This window comes from Klebsiella sp. 2-CIP_Kleb., assembly GCF_050378715.1.
GTDB lineage: Bacteria > Pseudomonadota > Gammaproteobacteria > Enterobacterales > Enterobacteriaceae > Klebsiella > Klebsiella quasipneumoniae.
In genome coordinates this window covers 71198-87762 of the sequence record NZ_JBNRLG010000004.1, presented here as the reverse complement: position 1 = coordinate 87762, position 16565 = coordinate 71198, and the positions used below count along the sequence as shown (strand labels likewise).

Annotated in this window: 19 protein-coding genes; 11 read left to right on the top strand and 8 right to left on the bottom strand. The window is 58.0% G+C overall.

The annotated features are described in order from the left end of the window. Window positions 1-18: 18 nt before the first annotated feature. The gene (locus ACQUTP_RS15605; protein ID WP_004205059.1) at window positions 19-1098 is read right to left on the bottom strand and encodes a glycosyltransferase family 9 protein; all 1080 of its coding nucleotides are present in this window, start codon (window positions 1096-1098) and stop codon (window positions 19-21) included. 18 nt (window positions 1099-1116) lie between these two features. Next, entirely contained in the window at window positions 1117-2079 is a 963-nt protein-coding gene (locus ACQUTP_RS15600; RefSeq protein WP_012540311.1) for a polysaccharide deacetylase family protein, read from the bottom strand. Between the two features lie 111 nt (window positions 2080-2190). Between ACQUTP_RS15600 and rfaQ the strand changes: the two genes are divergently transcribed. The 7 genes from rfaQ (at window position 2191) to coaD (ending at window position 9125) form a co-directional block, all read left to right on the top strand. Then, window positions 2191-3267 (top strand): putative lipopolysaccharide heptosyltransferase III, encoded by a 1077-nt coding sequence (gene rfaQ, locus ACQUTP_RS15595; RefSeq protein ID WP_004205061.1) that lies wholly within the window; start codon window positions 2191-2193, stop codon window positions 3265-3267. Next, the gene (locus ACQUTP_RS15590; protein ID WP_049003207.1) at window positions 3264-4391 is read left to right on the top strand and encodes a glycosyltransferase family 4 protein; all 1128 of its coding nucleotides are present in this window, start codon (window positions 3264-3266) and stop codon (window positions 4389-4391) included. Before rfaQ ends, ACQUTP_RS15590 begins: the two co-directional genes overlap by 4 nt. 2 nt (window positions 4392-4393) lie before the next feature. Next, on the top strand, window positions 4394-5488 hold the full coding sequence (locus ACQUTP_RS15585; RefSeq protein WP_285756168.1) for a glycosyltransferase: 1095 nt from the start codon (window positions 4394-4396) through the stop codon (window positions 5486-5488). 29 nt (window positions 5489-5517) lie between these two features. After that, complete coding sequence (locus ACQUTP_RS15580; protein ID WP_004205064.1) at window positions 5518-6507, top strand: glycosyltransferase; 990 nt, start codon at window positions 5518-5520, stop codon at window positions 6505-6507. Between the two features lie 91 nt (window positions 6508-6598). Further along, entirely contained in the window at window positions 6599-7873 is a 1275-nt protein-coding gene (gene waaA / locus ACQUTP_RS15575; protein WP_004205065.1) for a lipid IV(A) 3-deoxy-D-manno-octulosonic acid transferase, read from the top strand. Next, window positions 7873-8649, top strand: coding sequence for a glycosyltransferase family 2 protein (locus tag ACQUTP_RS15570; protein ID WP_023319330.1), 777 nt, complete (start codon window positions 7873-7875; stop codon window positions 8647-8649). Before waaA ends, ACQUTP_RS15570 begins: the two co-directional genes overlap by 1 nt. Then, entirely contained in the window at window positions 8646-9125 is a 480-nt protein-coding gene (coaD, locus tag ACQUTP_RS15565) for a pantetheine-phosphate adenylyltransferase (RefSeq protein ID WP_004205067.1), read from the top strand. The genes ACQUTP_RS15570 and coaD overlap by 4 nt, the downstream gene beginning before the upstream one ends. 182 nt (window positions 9126-9307) lie before the next feature. Here the strand turns inward: coaD and mutM are convergent, their stop codons facing one another. From mutM to radC, 4 genes are all read right to left on the bottom strand, one after another. Continuing rightward, window positions 9308-10117, bottom strand: a complete 810-nt coding sequence (gene mutM / locus ACQUTP_RS15560) for a bifunctional DNA-formamidopyrimidine glycosylase/DNA-(apurinic or apyrimidinic site) lyase (protein WP_222690101.1) — start codon at window positions 10115-10117, stop codon at window positions 9308-9310. 135 nt (window positions 10118-10252) lie between these two features. Continuing rightward, on the bottom strand, window positions 10253-10420 hold the full coding sequence (gene rpmG / locus ACQUTP_RS15555; protein ID WP_002922510.1) for a 50S ribosomal protein L33: 168 nt from the start codon (window positions 10418-10420) through the stop codon (window positions 10253-10255). A gap of 20 nt (window positions 10421-10440) precedes the next feature. After that, window positions 10441-10677 carry a 50S ribosomal protein L28 gene (gene rpmB, locus ACQUTP_RS15550; protein ID WP_000091955.1) on the bottom strand — a complete coding sequence of 79 codons (237 nt, stop codon included), beginning with the start codon at window positions 10675-10677 and terminating at the stop codon, window positions 10441-10443. Between the two features lie 216 nt (window positions 10678-10893). Further along, window positions 10894-11559 carry a RadC family protein gene (gene radC / locus ACQUTP_RS15545; protein ID WP_017900054.1) on the bottom strand — a complete coding sequence of 222 codons (666 nt, stop codon included), beginning with the start codon at window positions 11557-11559 and terminating at the stop codon, window positions 10894-10896. Between the two features lie 172 nt (window positions 11560-11731). Between radC and coaBC the strand changes: the two genes are divergently transcribed. The 3 genes from coaBC (at window position 11732) to slmA (ending at window position 14103) form a co-directional block, all read left to right on the top strand. Beyond that, window positions 11732-12946, top strand: coding sequence for a bifunctional phosphopantothenoylcysteine decarboxylase/phosphopantothenate--cysteine ligase CoaBC (gene coaBC, locus ACQUTP_RS15540; protein WP_004205070.1), 1215 nt, complete (start codon window positions 11732-11734; stop codon window positions 12944-12946). After that, window positions 12924-13382, top strand: a complete 459-nt coding sequence (gene dut / locus ACQUTP_RS15535; protein WP_004145270.1) for a dUTP diphosphatase — start codon at window positions 12924-12926, stop codon at window positions 13380-13382. The genes coaBC and dut overlap by 23 nt, the downstream gene beginning before the upstream one ends. 124 nt (window positions 13383-13506) lie before the next feature. Next, on the top strand, window positions 13507-14103 hold the full coding sequence (slmA, locus tag ACQUTP_RS15530; protein ID WP_004205072.1) for a nucleoid occlusion factor SlmA: 597 nt from the start codon (window positions 13507-13509) through the stop codon (window positions 14101-14103). A gap of 46 nt (window positions 14104-14149) precedes the next feature. Here the strand turns inward: slmA and pyrE are convergent, their stop codons facing one another. Together pyrE and rph are read right to left on the bottom strand one after the other, a co-directional pair. Next, the gene (gene pyrE / locus ACQUTP_RS15525) at window positions 14150-14791 is read right to left on the bottom strand and encodes an orotate phosphoribosyltransferase (RefSeq protein WP_004205073.1); all 642 of its coding nucleotides are present in this window, start codon (window positions 14789-14791) and stop codon (window positions 14150-14152) included. A 65-nt stretch (window positions 14792-14856) separates the two neighbouring features. After that, on the bottom strand, window positions 14857-15573 hold the full coding sequence (rph, locus tag ACQUTP_RS15520) for a ribonuclease PH (RefSeq protein ID WP_023319338.1): 717 nt from the start codon (window positions 15571-15573) through the stop codon (window positions 14857-14859). A gap of 126 nt (window positions 15574-15699) precedes the next feature. On the opposite strand from rph, the gene ACQUTP_RS15515 reads away from it, so the two are divergent. Then, window positions 15700-16563 carry a YicC/YloC family endoribonuclease gene (locus ACQUTP_RS15515; protein WP_004205076.1) on the top strand — a complete coding sequence of 288 codons (864 nt, stop codon included), beginning with the start codon at window positions 15700-15702 and terminating at the stop codon, window positions 16561-16563. Window positions 16564-16565 lie beyond the last annotated feature (2 nt).

Genomic DNA, 16565 nt, shown 5'->3' with positions numbered 1-16565 from the left:
TTTATAGTCACTTTTATATTAACTGCGGGCGGCGACCAGCCGGTCGGCCTGCTCTTTAATCACCGGCCACACCGACTCAATCGCCACATCGGCGACATTCGCTTCTTCACAGACGATCTGCCTCGCTTTGTCATAGCCCGGCGCCCAGATATGATAGCCGGGCAGGCCGGTATCCTTGAGTTTACGTTTGTTATAGACCGCCACCATCGGTTTATCGAAGGCGCGGGCGATATGCACGATCGAGGTGTCCGGCGTAATGACTAAATCACAGCTGCGGATCACCTCCACGGCGGAGTTGATGGTGCTGTCGGCGATGTACAGCGCCATATCCAGCCCCAGCTGCTGAATCTTCTCACTGCGCCCCACCATCACGATACAGACCCGGTAAGGCAGAGCATGTAGCCGCTCGACCAGGGTCGCCACCTGATGACGACAGAAGTCTTTATCTTCGGAGGCGGTAAAAGGGTTAATGGCGATGCGCAGTGCGACCTCTCCGGCCTGGGAAAGCAAGCGCGCCACCTTCTCCCGCTCATGGCGGCAGCCGGGGAGATGGTAGTGATACGGGTGGTCGTCAACGACGCCAAAAAGCTTCACCACCTGTTTATAGCGCTGGGAAATATGGCTGTTGCTGTCAAAAAAAGCGATCGAATGATCGTAAAGTTTATAGGGCTCTTTATTAAACCCAATCACGCTGGTCGCCCGTAAATCGGCGAGTAATTTAAAACGTTCATAGCTGGTCACGTCATCAAAATCGATAACCGCATCAAAACCCGCCGCCCGTAACGTATTTAAGGACATGCGTGGTCGATATAAATATACTTGCTCGATGAATTCTGAGCCGGCTAATATTTCGCAGCATATTGGTCCGGTTAACACCGAAACCTGATATCCCCGTTCGGCCAGTATTCTGGCGCAGCCGGTGGTCACCACCATATCACCGACTTTATCGTCCAGGCGCAATAGCAGCACGCGGCGCACAGGGGCCGGGTCGAAGGGTTTGCGCGCCGGCTTATTTCTGTATCGATAGTTAATTAAATTAAATTTAATGCCGCGGAAAAAAGCGTTCTTTTTCCGCGTCAGTTGTTTAAGGATACGCATACGGTACCTTGAGCTGTGTTAGCGCTGTGTGATTTTCCGCTGGTAATATTCTGCCAACGTCATGCCCTTCACCTGCGGCGCCAGCCAGCTAAAAAAGGCTTCAAGGTCAGCGTATAAACGCTCAATATCCCGTTCATTCTGGAACGTGGGGCTGCCGCCGGGCATATACTCTGAAGAGTGGAGCATATATTCCACGTAGTCATTGCCCTGCGTCAACGTTTGTTCGACGACTTTTTTCATCGTCTCCACGTTGCCGCCCATCGGACGCAGCCAGTGTACGGAGGGAGAACGCACTTTGCCGCGCAGGCGGTCGTAGCCCTGCTTCACGCTGTTCATCCACGCGGAGTGCTTGTACTGAATGCTCATCGGCACTTCCAGCAGCGGCGAGTGGCCTTCGCGGCTGATGTCATTTTCATCGAGAAAATAGGCATGCTGCGGGAAGCGGCGATAATCGGTCCCGCCATCGCCCTGCGGCGCCCCCTTGGCGGTCTTCCAGTTCACCCGCGGGGTCACCGAGCAATCCACCTGATAACCGTGCTCCACCAGCAGACGCGCATAGCGCTCGTCAAAGGCCCAGCGCCCGGCGCGATGGCTAACCATTTTGGTCTGGAAGGTGTCCTCCAGCAGATGCGTCATATAGTCGACCTTTTCACGCATCATGGCATCGCTGTATTCAATGAGATAAGGCTTATGCCGCCAGTCGTCGGCGGTTAGCGGCTCGGTCGGCGGGCTGTTCCAGGCATGCAAATGCATACCGACTTCCGCGGTGCCGCGGGCAATCACGTCTCTGGCGAATTCGATATAAAAGGGGTCGATGGCCATTTCATAGTTGGTCAAATAGACCGGTTTAAAGCCATACTTTTCGCAAAGCTGCTGAAAACGCGGGAGATAACGCGCATTCTCGGTGGTGATGCTGTCATGTTTTTGCCAGAGGTTATCACCCTCTGTATCAATCGTGATGAGAAATGCGGGATTGTGCACGAAAACGTCCTCAGGCCATACGTATCGGGTCATGGTAGAGCAATACAACGCTTCTCTCAATCTGTCTGATCCCCTAGAATCGGAACCCTTATCCTGGATGAAGAACAGAGTATGACGCCTGAAACCCTCTCCCGCAGCCCCTTGAACCCGGCGCGGATCCTGGTCATTAAGCTGCGCCATCATGGCGACATGCTGCTGATCACCCCGCTTATTCACGCGCTGAAACAGCAGTACCCCGACGCCTGCGTGGATGTCCTGCTGTATGAAGAGACCCGGGATATGCTCGCCGCCAACCCCGATATTCACCAAATTTATGGTCTCGACCGCCGCTGGAAAAAGCAGGGGAAAAAGCATCAGTTGAAGATGCAATGGCAGCTCATTCAGACGCTGCGCCAGCAGCGATACGATATGGTGCTTAACCTTGCCGACCAGTGGCCGAGCGCGATTATCAGCAAACTGACCGGCGCCGCGACGCGGATCGGCTTTGATTTTCCGAAGCGTCGCCACCCGTTCTGGCGCTATTGCCACACCGCGCTGGCCGCCACCCAACAGCATAATCAGCTGCATACGGTACAGCAGAATCTCTCTATCCTCGCTCCGCTCGGTATCCAGTTGAACGACGCGCCGGCGCGGATGGGCTACAGCGAAGCAGACTGGGCCACCAGCCGCGCCCTGCTGCCGGAGGACTTCCGGGATAACTACATCGTCATCCAGCCAACGTCGCGTTGGTTCTTTAAATGCTGGCGCGAAGATCGGATGAGCGCCCTGATCAACGCGCTGTCCGCCGAAGGGTACGCGGTGGTGCTCACCTCCGGCCCCGACGACAGAGAGAAGCAGATGGTGGAGACCATCATCGCCGGCTGCCCGCAGGCGCGGCTGCACTCTTTAGCCGGTCAGTTAACGCTGCGCCAGCTGGCGGCGGTGATCGATCACGCCCGGCTGTTTATCGGCGTCGACTCGGTGCCGATGCATATGGCAGCGGCTCTCGGCACCCCGCTGGTCGCCCTGTTCGGCCCCTCGAAGCTGACCTTCTGGCGTCCGTGGCAGGCGAAAGGCGAGGTGATCTGGGCCGGCGACTTCGGACCGCTGCCCGACCCGGACGCCATCAACACCAACACCGACGAACGTTATCTCGATTTAATTCCTACCGACGCCGTGATCGCGGCGGCGAAAAAGGTACTGGCATGAGTAAATTCAGGCTGGCTCTGGTGCGGCAGAAGTACCGCCCGGACGGCGGCGCAGAACGGTTTGTCTCCCGCGCGCTGGAAGCCCTCGACAGCAGTCATCTACAGCTGAACGTCATCACCCGCGAATGGCAGGGGCCGGTGAAGCCCGACTGGCAGATCCATATCTGTAATCCGCGCAAATGGGGGCGCATTAGCCGCGAGCGTGGGTTTGCCAACGCTGCGCGGGCGCTCTGGCAGCGCGAGTCCTTCGACCTGGTGCAGAGCCATGAACGTATTCCCGGCTGCGATCTCTACCGCGCCGGCGACGGCGTTCATCGCCGCTGGCTGCAACAGCGCTCGCGCATCTTACCGGCCTGGAAAAGCCGCCTGCTGTTCGCCGACCGCTACCACCGCTATGTGATGCAAGCGGAACGGGAGATGTACGAAGACCCGCATCTGCGCGGGGTGATCTGCAACGCCGAGATGATCAAGCGCGAGATCATTGAAGACTTTGGCCTGCCGGCGGACAAGATCCACGTTATCTATAACGCCATTGATAACCAGCGTTTCCTGCCGCCGGGCGAAGACACCTTTGCCGCCTTACGCGCCAAATGGCAGTTGCCGCTGCAGGCAACCTGCCTGATTTACGTCGGCTCCGGCTTTGAGCGTAAAGGGCTGGCGGCGGCGATCCGCGCCATCGCCCCGACCGATCGCTATCTGCTGGTGGTTGGCAAAGATAAGGATCAGCCGCGCTACCAGGCGCTGGCGAAGAGCCTGAACTGCGAAGCGCGGGTGCGCTTCTTCGGCATGCAGTCGGAGACGCTGCCGTTCTATCAGATGGCCGATGGCCTGCTGCTGCCCACCCTCTACGATCCGTTCCCCAACGTCATCCTCGAGGCAATGGCCTGCGGTCTGCCGGTGATCACCACCACCGGCTGCGGCGGGGCGGAGTTTATCGTCAACGGCCACAACGGTTACGTCTGCGACGCCCTGGATATCCCGGCGCTGCAGCAGGCGGTGATGGCCCTCCCCGCCCGCGCGCTGGGCTCCGCGGAAGGCGACCGCGCCCGCGAGCGCATCATGGCCTGCACCAGCGAGCGCCTCTCCACCCAGCTGCTTTCCCTTTATCAGGATCTGGTGAAATAACGATGCGCATCTTATTTGTGATTGACGGATTGCCCGGCGGCGGCGCGGAAAAAGTGGTCCTGACCCTGGCAGCACAGTTCCTGCGCGACGGCGATCGGGTATCACTCATTTCGCTACGCGACGTCTGCGAGTACCCCTTGCCCGAGGGGCTCGACTACCAGGTGGTGGCCGATCGCTGCCGCAAACCCTGGCGCAAGCTGACCGAGCTGTCCCGCCGCGCCCGCCAGCTGGACGCCGCGGTCATCCGGGCCGAGCAGCAGGGACAATTTGACCTTGTACTCTCCAACCTGCATAAAACCGACCGCATCGTCGCCCGCAGCCGGGCGCTGCGCGAGCGCAACGTCTGGTTCTGCCTGCACGGCGTCTTCTCGGCCTCTTATCTCGGTCACCGTACCGGCTTTGACCGCTGGATGAAGCAGCAGAAAATTAAGCAGATTTACCAGGGGCGCAACGTGGTGGCGGTTTCCGACGCCGTGGGGCGCGATCTGGTGGAAGCCTTCGCCCTGCGCCCGGCGCAGCTGAAAACCATCTATAACCCCTTCGATATTGCCGCCCTGCGCGCAGAAGCGGAAGCCGACAGCGAGCGCCCGGACGGCGACTACCTGATTCACGTCGGCCGCTTCCATCCCGGCAAACGTCACGACCGCCTGCTCGAAGCCTACGCGCAAAGCGGCATCGACGCGCCGCTGGTGCTGTTAGGACAGGGGAAACCGGAGCAAGAGCAACGCCTGCGCCAGCTGGCCAAAACGCTTGAGATTGAAGACCGGGTGTGGTTCAAGGGTTTTCAGAAAAATCCCTTACCGTGGATCAAAGGCGCGCGGATGCTGGTTTTGAGCTCGGATAGCGAAGGATTCGGCAATGTGGTAGTGGAGGCGCTGCTGTTACATACCCCGGTCGCCAGCACCCGCTGCCCCGGCGGCGTCACCGAGATCCTCACCGGCGAACTTGCCCGCGGTTTGGCGGATCTCACCAGTCCGGCGCTGGCTCAGACGATGCAAAGCATTTACCATAACCCGCCGGCCATCGACGATGCCACGCTGGAAAAATTCAGCGTCGTGTCCATTTGTCAGCAGTACCGTCAGCTGCAGCGCACCTGACGCCGTTAGTTAACCAGGATCGAAGATTTATGAGTCAAACGCCTTTACTGAGCATCGTGGCTGCCGTCTACAACGGTGAGAAATTTCTTGCGCAATTCTTTGAGTGCATTGAACAGCAGCAGCTGGACAGCTATGAACTGATCCTGGTGAACGATGGGTCGACGGACAACAGCCTGGCGGTGATCGCCGAATGGCGGGATCGGCTGCAGAACGTCCAGGTGCTGGAGCAGGAAAACCAGGGCGTCTCGGTCGCGCGTAATACCGGCCTCGCCGCCGCCAGCGGCAAGTACCTCGCGTTTCCGGACATCGACGATAAACTCTATCCGGGCATGTATCGCACGCTGCTGGAAATGGCCGAGAAAGCACATCTCGATGTCGCCACCTGCAACGGCACCTATGTGTACGAAAAGCGCCGCGAGAGCCACCCGATCTTCCCGCTGGATCGCTTGCCCTCGACCGGCGTGTTGCCGGGCCATGTCTGGCTCAAGCAGGCCCTGGACTCGCGGAAATTTCTGCACGTCACCTGGCTCAATATCTATCGCCACGATTTTATCCGCCAGCATCACTTCCATTTCGAGCCCGGCCTGCGCCATCAGGATATCCCGTGGACCACCGAGGCGCTGCTGGCCGCAGAGCGCGTGCAGTACACCAGTCAGCAATTCTATGATTACTACATCCATTCTGAGTCGGTATCGCATAAGCCGGACAACGACGACACGCTGATGCGTTCGGCGCGCCATTACATGAAAATTCTGGAGATGCTGGAGGCGATCAACCAGCGTTACCCGGATAAAGTGCGCCATATCGCCGCCTGTCGCTGGCAGATCGCCAAAGAAGGCCTGGGGATCATCCACACCTTCGACAGCATGAAAGATGAGTCGAAAAAGCATGTTATTATTAAAGAATTCTTCGACCGCGGTATCTGGCGGTTAATCTGGAAAAACGCCTGTACTTTCCGTTTACGCTGGCGCCTGGGACGCCGTTATCTGCGTATTAAGCGTTATCGCCACGCGGGATAGACCAAAAACCCGCTGTTTCCGCCAAAGAGATAGCTTTACGCGGGCTAAATGCTTAGAATTTGCCCGCCAAAACAGAGAACGGATAAATAGTTTGGAATTGCTTTATACCACCCTACTTTACCTTATTCAGCCGCTGGTGTGGCTGCGGCTGCTGCTGCGCAGTCGTAAGGCTCCTGCCTACCGTAAACGCTGGGCGGAACGCTATGGCTTCTGTCAGAACAAGGTAGAGCCGGATGGCATTCTGCTGCACTCCGTTTCCGTCGGCGAGACCTTAGCCGCCATTCCGCTGGTTCGCGCCCTGCGCCACCGCTACCCTTCTCTGCCGATCACCGTCACCACCATGACGCCGACCGGCTCCGAGCGCGCCATGTCGGCCTTCGGCAAAGATGTCCATCACGTCTATCTGCCCTACGATCTGCCCGGCGCTATGAACCGCTTCCTGGACACCGTTCAGCCGAAGCTGGTGATCGTCATGGAGACCGAGCTGTGGCCGAACATGGTGGCCGCGCTGCATAAGCGTAAGATCCCGCTGGTGATTGCCAACGCCCGCCTGTCCGAACGTTCCGCCAAAGGCTATGCCAAACTGGGCGGCTTTATGCGCCGCCTGTTGAGCCGTATTACGCTTATCGCCGCGCAGAATGAAGAAGATGGCAACCGCTTCCTCGCGCTGGGACTGAAGCGCAATCAGCTGGCGGTCACCGGCAGCCTGAAATTCGATATCTCCGTTACGCCAGAGCTGGCGGCGCGCGCGGTGACGCTGCGTCGGCAATGGGCGCCGCACCGCAAAGTCTGGATTGCCACCAGCACCCACGATGGCGAAGAGCAAATTATCCTCCAGGCGCATAAAAAGCTGCTGGAGACCTTTCCGAACCTGCTGCTGATCCTTGTTCCCCGCCATCCGGAGCGCTTCCCTGACGCCCGCGACATGGTGCAAAAAGCCGGAATGAGCTTCACTCTACGCAGCACCGGCGAGATCCCCTCCTCCAGTACCCAGGTGGTTATTGGCGATACCATGGGCGAACTGATGCTGCTCTACGGCATTGCCGACCTCGCTTTCGTCGGCGGCAGCCTGGTGGAGCGCGGCGGCCATAATCCGCTCGAGCCGGCGGCGCACGCCATTCCGGTGCTGATGGGGCCGCATACCTTCAATTTCAAAGATATCTGCGCCAAGCTGCAGCAGGACGATGGCCTGATCACCGTCACCGACGCGAACTCGCTGGTCAAAGAGGTTTCCACGCTCCTGACCGATGAAGACTACCGCCTGTGGTATGGCCGTCACGCGGTGGAAGTGCTGCACCAGAACCAGGGCGCGCTGTCGCGTCTGCTACAGTTACTGCAACCTTACCTGCCGCAGCGGAGTCATTAATGTCTAACCGGCTTTCCGTGGTGATGATCGCCAAAAACGCAGCGGACCTGCTGCCGGATTGTCTGGACTCCGTTAGCTGGGCGGATGAAATTATCGTCCTCGACTCCGGCAGTACTGACAGCACCGTCGAGCTGGCTCGCCGCCTCGGGGCGCAGGTCTATACCCATACCGACTGGCGAGGCTATGGCATTCAGCGCCAGCGCGCGCAGGACTACGCCACCGGCGACTGGGTGTTGATGATCGATACCGATGAGCGCGTCACGCCAGAACTCAGGCAGGCTATTCTTAAGGTACTGGAAGCCCCGCAGCGCGGCGCCATCTACAGCATCGCCCGGCGTAACTATTTTCTCGGACGCTTTATGCGCCACAGCGGTTGGTACCCCGATCGCGTCCTGCGCCTGTACGAACGCGCCCGTTACCGCTATAACGATAATCTGGTCCATGAATCGCTGGATAGCCTAGGCGCCGAGGTCATTCCGTTGACCGGCGATCTCCTGCATCTGACGTGCCGCGACTTCGCTGGCTTCCAGCAAAAACAGCTGGCGTATGCCGCCGCGTGGGCGCTGGAACGCCATCAGAAGGGCAAGAAGACCTCGATGGCGGGGATATTCAGCCATACGCTGGGGGCGTTCCTGAAAACGCTGCTGCTGCGCGGTGGGGTGCTGGACGGTAAGCAGGGCTGGTTACTGGCGATGGTCAACGCGCAGTATACGTTTACAAAATATACCGAGCTGTGGGCGCTGAGCCACGGCTACTCGGAGAAAGAGTCATCATGAGCACAAAAGCGATCTATCCGGGTACCTTCGATCCCATCACCAATGGCCATATCGATATTGTCACCCGCGCGGCGAGTATGTTCGATAAAGTGGTGCTGGCTATCGCCGCCAGCCCAAGCAAAAAGCCGATGTTCAGCCTTGATGAACGCATTGCGCTGGCGGAGCAGGCGACGGCCCACCTGGTGAACGTGCAGGTGGTCGGCTTCAGCGACCTGATGGCCAGCTTCGCGCGCGCGCAGCAGGCCAATATCCTGATCCGCGGCCTGCGGGCGGTGGCGGATTTCGAGTATGAGATGCAGCTGGCCCATATGAACCGCCATCTGATGCCCACCCTTGAGAGCGTGTTCCTGATGCCGTGCAAAGAGTGGTCGTTTATCTCCTCTTCGCTGGTGAAGGAAGTCGCGCGCCACCAGGGCGATGTCTCTCATTTCCTGCCAGCCAACGTCCACCAGGCGCTGTTGAATAAGCTGAAGTAACGCATCTGCTGGGGCGTGAGCCACGCGGGCTGGCGCTGCGCTGCTGGGCCATCCACACCGGCTCTGTCTCTGTCTTGATGCCAGGTGGCGCTGCGCTTACCTGGCCTACAAACGCCCCGGGTCCGCCAGATGCGCACCCGCAGTTTCGCTGACCTGGCCGACAATCATTCCTGTTCCGGTGACTATTTCTGACACTGGCGGCAATAAAAGGTCGCCCGCTGGGCATGTTTGGTCCCGACGACCGGCGTGCCGCAGATCCGGCAGGGTTCGCCCTTGCGGCCATAGACCTGTAGCTCCTGGGCAAAATAACCGGGCTTGCCATCGCTTTGCAGGAAGTCCTTCAGCGTGGTGCCGCCCTGCTCTATCGAGCGCAGCAGGACCAGCTTAATCACCTTCACCAACTGCTCGCACTCGTCCCGCGACAGCGAGGACGCCAGCCTGTCAGGGTGGATCCCGGCGGAGAACAGCGATTCACTGGCGTAGATATTGCCGACGCCCACCACCAGCTTGTTATCCATCAGCCAGGGTTTGATCGCGATTTTCTTCTTCGCGCATTTCTGCTGGAGATAGTCGGCGTTGAAGGCATCGCTTAGCGGTTCCGGCCCCAGATGCGCCAGCACCGGGTGGCCTTCCAGCTCTTTGGTCCATAGCCAGGCGCCAAAGCGGCGCGGATCGGTATAGCGCAGAACTTTACCGTTACTCATAACCAGATCAACGTGATCGTGTTTTCCCGCAGGCAGCTCTTCGCTCAGGATGCGCAGGCTCCCGGACATCCCAAGATGGACGATGATCCAGCCGTCCGGGAGTTCCAGAAGCAAATATTTGGCGCGACGTCGCACGCTGAGCACCGGAACGTCGCTCAGGCGATAAATCTCTTCGGAAACCGGCCAGCGCAACCGTCCGTTGCGCACGACGGCGTGCAGAATGGTGGCGCCAACCAGGTGCGGCTCAATGCCGCGACGGCTGGTTTCCACCTCTGGTAATTCAGGCATGATTTTCCTCCATTTACCCGGCGTATTGTGCTTCACGGACAGGTGGCTGAAAAGGGAGTGTGTGAAAGCAATATGGGGGAGTTTTAAAAACAAAAAACCCCGCCGGAGCGGGGTTTTTATACAAGGAGGCTAAAATTATTTGATTTTAGCTTCTTTGTAGATAACGTGCTGACGTACAACCGGATCGTACTTTTTCAGTTCCATTTTTTCCGGTTTGGTACGTTTGTTCTTCGTGGTGGTGTAGAAGTGACCAGTACCAGCGGAAGAAACCAGCTTGATTTTCTCACGAATACCTTTAGCCATGATTTATTTCCTCTAAGTACTTAGTACTTTTCGCCACGGGCACGCAGTTCAGCCAGAACTGTATCGATGCCTTTCTTATCGATTACACGCATACCTTTAGCAGATACGCGCAGGGTGACAAAACGCTTCTCGCTCTCAACCCAGAAACGGTGAGAGTGCAGGTTCGGCAGGAAACGGCGTTTAGTCGCGTTCAGTGCGTGGGAACGGTTGTTACCGGTCACCGGACGCTTGCCAGTAACTTGGCAGACTCGGGACATGTCTATTCTCCAAAAATCAAATTAGCTCGAGCTTCGTATGGGGTATTGGCGCCTCGTCAGGCTTTACAGCCTGGTCATCGCAGTTCAATGTGAACTCTCGACTGCCAGGCCCAAATGCCAAACCCGAGATTCTCAAAGGTGGCGTAGTATACGCTGACTCGGCGATGTGCTCAAGTCCCGAACAGACAAAGATCCCGAAGGATCGCCAGTTCGGGGCTAAATCCAGCCACGTTCGGCAAAAGATACATACGCACCGCGGCCGATAACCAGATGGTCAAGCACACGTATCTCCATGAATCGACAACACTTTACCACCCTTTCGGTAATCAGCCTGTCAGCCTGACTCGGCTCCGGACTACCGGAGGGATGATTATGCGCAAGGATCACGGCGGCGGCGTTCACTTTGATGGCTTCGCGTACAATTTCTCGCGGATGCACCTCAACGTGGCTAAGAGTACCAGAAAAAAGGCGGCTATGTTTCAACACGCGGTTCTGATTATCTAAAAAGATCACCATAAAGATCTCGCGCTCCTCTTCCGTCAGCTGGCTTTGCAAAAATTCCCGCGTCATCGAGGGGGTGACCAGCGCGGCCTCCTCAACCAGTTGCGAGCTAAAATAGCGCCGCGCCAGCTCGGCAATCCCCTTCAGTTGCGCATATTTCGCCAGCCCCAGCCCGTCAACGGCAACCAGTTGCGCTTTATCAGCGGAAAGCAGAGCGTAGAGCGAACCAAAACGCTGCAATAACGCCTGGGCGTAGCTCAGCACATCCTGACGGCGTGTGCCAATGCGCAGAAACAGCGCCAGTAGCTCAACATCCGTCAGCGCCTCGATGCCGAATTGCAGCATCTTCTCCCGTGGCATCAGATTTTCCGTTCCGTCCATGCGCCCTCCTGCGTGAATCAGCCTATCCTGGCACAACCTGACGACGCTGCCGACCCGCCGCTTTTCACCCTGCGTAGCCGCTCGCAAAGTGAATGCCCGTCAGAGGCACGACGGCGGCAGGATTGTGATAAGATGCGCGGATTCTGGTCTACGGCAACAGGAATACATCATGATGACTCTGGCGGGTAAAAAAATCGTCCTGGGCGTCAGCGGCGGTATCGCGGCGTATAAAACCCCGGAACTGGTACGGCGACTACGTGAACGCGGCGCGGAAGTGCGTGTCGCAATGACGGAGGCGGCAAAAGCGTTCATCACCCCACTCAGCCTGCAGGCGGTATCCGGCTATCCGGTTTCCGACAGCCTGCTCGATCCGGCGGCGGAAGCGGCCATGGGCCATATTGAGCTCGGAAAATGGGCCGACCTGGTGATCCTCGCCCCGGCGACCGCCGATTTGATCGCCCGCGTGGCGGCAGGCATGGCCAATGATTTGGTGTCGACGATCTGTCTCGCCACCCCTTCCCCGGTTGCCGTCTTGCCCGCCATGAACCAGCAGATGTATCGCGCGCAGGCCACCCAGCATAATCTGCAGACGCTCGCTTCCCGCGGCCTGCTGCTGTGGGGACCGGACAGCGGTAGCCAGGCCTGCGGCGACGTCGGCCCGGGGCGAATGCTCGATCCGTTAACCATCGTGGAGATGGTTGCACAGCATTTCGCCTCCCCTGTCAAAGATTTGCAACATCTCAACCTCATGATTACCGCGGGCCCGACCCGTGAGCCGTTGGATCCGGTGCGTTACATCTCAAACCACAGCTCCGGTAAGATGGGCTTCGCGATTGCCGCCGCCGCCGCACAGCGCGGCGCGAACGTGACCCTGGTCAGCGGACCGGTATCGCTACCGACACCGCCCTTTGTGCAGCGCATTGATGTCACTACCGCGCTGGAAATGGAAGCGGCCGTCCAGGCCAGCGCTCAGCAGCAGCACATTTTTATTGGCTGCGCCGCGGTGGCGGATTACCGCGCCGCCGCCATCGCCGAAGATAAAATAAAAAAACAAGGTGATGAATTAACAATAAAAATGGTTAAAAACCCGGATATCGTCGCCGGGGTTGCAGCGCTAAAATCGCATCGCCCCTACGTCGTTGGGTTTGCCGCCGAAACGAATAATGTGGAAGAATATGCGCGGCAAAAACGTGCCCGCAAAAACCTCGACCTGATTTGCGCCAACGATGTTTCCCAGCCTAATCAGGGATTTAACAGCGATAGCAACGCATTACACCTTTTCTGGCAGGATGGGGAAAAGCGCTTACCACTTGAGCGCAAGGAACTCCTGGGCCAATTATTACTCGACGAGATCGTGACCCGTTATGATGAAAAAAATCGACGTTAAGATTCTGGACCCGCGTGTCGGCCAGCAATTTCCGCTGCCGACCTATGCCACCTCCGGCTCCGCCGGACTTGACCTGCGAGCCTGTCTCGACGACGCCGTAGAGCTGGCGCCGGGCGCAACCACGCTGTTGCCGACCGGCCTTGCGATTCATATCGCCGATCCCTCTCTGGCGGCGGTGATCCTGCCGCGCTCGGGCCTGGGTCATAAGCACGGCGTGGTGCTGGGCAACCTGGTGGGCCTTATCGACTCCGATTACCAGGGGCAGCTGATGGTGTCCGTCTGGAACCGCGGTCAGCAGAGCTTTATTATCGAGCCGGGCGAACGTATCGCGCAGATGGTCTTTGTGCCGGTCGTGCAGGCGGAATTTAACCTGGTGGAATCTTTCGATGCCACCGACCGCGGCGAAGGCGGCTTCGGTCACTCAGGGCGTAAATAAGCCCAGCAACACGGAATCTGCATCCCAACGCGCATAATGCAATAACATCACCGCAAACTCTGGTTTGCGGTCGCGTTGTGGATGTCTGCCTGACAAGTGCTTATTTTCAGGGGTATTTTAAAACATGGCAGAAAAGCAAACTGCGAAACGGAATCGTCGCGAAGAAATACTTCAATCTCTGGCGCTAATGCTGGAATCCAGCGATGGTAGCCAACGTATTACCACCGCGAAACTGGCGGCTTCCGTCGGCGTTTCTGAAGCCGCGCTGTATCGCCATTTTCCCAGCAAAACCCGCATGTTTGACAGCCTGATCGAGTTCATTGAAGACAGTCTGATTACGCGCATCAATTTGATTCTGAAAGATGAGAAGGACACGTCCGCGCGCCTGCGCCTGATTGTTCTGTTGATTCTTGGGTTTGGCGAGCGTAATCCTGGGCTGACGCGCATCCTCACCGGACACGCGCTGATGTTCGAACAGGACCGGCTGCAGGGCCGTATCAACCAGCTTTTTGAACGCATCGAAGTGCAGCTGCGTCAGGTGATGCGCGAGAAAAAAATGCGCGAAGGCGAAGGCTACACGCTCGACGAAACGCTGCTGGCCAGCCAGCTGCTCGCCTTCTGCGAGGGCATGCTGTCGCGCTTTGTGCGCAGCGAGTTCAAATACCGTCCGACGGATGATTTCGACGCCCGCTGGCCGCTGGTCGCCGCACAGCTGCAGTAGTTTTCTTTGCATTGCCCGGTAGCGCTCTGCTTACCGGGCTTTTTCGTTACACGCCGTAGGCTTCGCGATAAGCGCGAACGGCGGCCAAGTGTTCCGCCATCTCCGGTTTCTCTTCCAGATAAGCGATCAGCTCTTTCAGGGTTACGATCGAGATAACCTGGCAGCCGTAATCCCGCTCCACTTCCTGAATGGCGGAGATTTCACCGCGGCCGCGCTCCTGACGATCCAGGGAGATCAGCACGCCCGCCAGCTGCGCGCCGTTGGCCTGGATGATCTCCATGGATTCGCGAATCGCCGTACCGGCGGTGATCACGTCATCCACCAGCATGACCCGCCCTTGCAGTGGACTACCGACCAGATTGCCGCCTTCGCCGTGAGTCTTTGCCTCTTTACGGTTAAAGCAGTAAGGCAGGTCGCGGTCATGGTGTTCGGCTAACGCCACCGCGGTGGTGGTGGCGATCGGGATCCCTTTGTAGGCCGGGCCAAACAGCAGGTCGAACTCAATCCCGGAATCCACCAGCGCCTCGGCATAAAAACGGCCCAGCAGAGCCAGATCGCGCCCGGTGTTAAACAGGCCGGCGTTAAAGAAATAGGGGCTCTTACGCCCGGATTTCAGCGTAAACTCGCCAAACTTAAGAACCTGCTTGCTAAGCGCAAACTCAATAAACTGGCGCTGATACGGCTTCATGGATTCGCTCCTCATCTTACTTTTTTACGGTCCAAAAAAAGGCGACTTCTCAGTCGCCTTAAAAACTAATCTGCTAACGCCGCCTTCTGCGTCGTAATAATGGATTCGATCCCCCCTCGGGCTAACGCCAGGAGAGTGAGGAGCTCTTCATGGGTGAACGGCTCGCCTTCTGCCGTACCCTGCACCTCAATGATGCGACCATCTTCGGTCATCACCACGTTCATGTCGGTTTCCGCGGCAGAGTCTTCGATGTACTCCAGATCGCAGATGGCTTCGCCATTAACGATCCCAACAGAGACCGCCGCCACCATCCCTTTCATCGGGTTAGTTTTCAGCTTGCCGGCCGCCACCAGCTTATTCAGCGCGTCGGCCAGCGCCACGCAGGCACCGGTAATAGACGCGGTGCGGGTGCCGCCGTCGGCCTGCAGCACATCGCAGTCGAGGGTGATAGTAAATTCGCCCAGCGCTTTCAGATCAACCGCCGCGCGCAGCGCACGGGCGATCAGGCGCTGAATTTCCATCGTCCGGCCGCCCTGCTTGCCTTTTGCCGCTTCACGCGCGTTACGCGTGTGCGTTGAACGCGGCAGCATGCCATATTCAGCGGTGATCCACCCCTGTCCCTGTCCTTTCAGGAAACGCGGAACGCCTTCGTCAATGGAGGCGGTGCACAGCACTTTGGTATCACCGAATTCAACCAGCACAGAGCCTTCAGCGTGTTTTGTGTAATTACGGGTCAGGGTGACGGGGCGCACCTGGTTGGCGCTACGACCTGCTGGACGCATGATAGAAATCTCCGGCTTGAAACGAATGTGGCTGCGCATTATACGGATTAAAGGCGCTTATTCCTATCCTGATAAGGCCTCGAAAGCTATAATCCTCCCCACTCTCCTTTAAAAACAGGAACGACTATGATCCGCAGTATGACCGCCTATGCCCGCCGTGAAATCAAGGGTGACTGGGGTAGCGCCGCATGGGAGCTGCGCTCGGTAAACCAGCGCTATCTGGAAACGTACTTCCGCCTGCCGGAGCAGTTCCGTAGCCTGGAGCCCGTGGTACGCGAGCGCATTCGCGCCCGCCTGACTCGCGGTAAAGTCGAGTGCACCCTGCGTTTTGAACAAGACCCCAGCGCTCAGGGCGAACTCATTCTCAACGAAAAGCTGGCTAAACAGCTGGTTAACGCTGCCAACTGGGTGAAAATGCAGAGCGATGAAGGGGAAATCAATCCGGTTGATATCCTGCGCTGGCCGGGCGTGATGGCCGCCAAAGAGCAGGATCTTGACGCCATCGCCGCCGACATTCTGGCAGCCCTTGACGGCGCGCTGGATGACTTCATCGTCGCTCGCGAAACGGAAGGCCAGGCGCTGAAAACGCTTATCGAGCAGCGTCTTGAAGGCGTGAGCGGCGAAGTGGCGAAAGTTCGCGCTCATATGCCGGAAATTCTCCAGTGGCAGCGCGAGCGTCTGGTCGCCAAGCTGGAGGATGCGGAAGTGCAGCTGGAGAATAACCGTCTCGAGCAAGAGCTGGTGCTGATGGCGCAGCGTATCGACGTTGCCGAAGAGCTGGACCGCCTCGAAGCCCACGTGAAAGAGACCTACAACATTCTGAAAAAGAAAGAGGCCGTGGGTCGCCGTCTCGACTTTATGATGCAGGAGTTCAACCGTGAGTCGAACACCCTGGCGTCAAAATCGATCAATGCCGAGGTCACCAACTCCGCGATTGAGCTGAAAGTGCTGATCGAGCAAATGCGCGAGCAGATCCAGAATATCGAGTAATC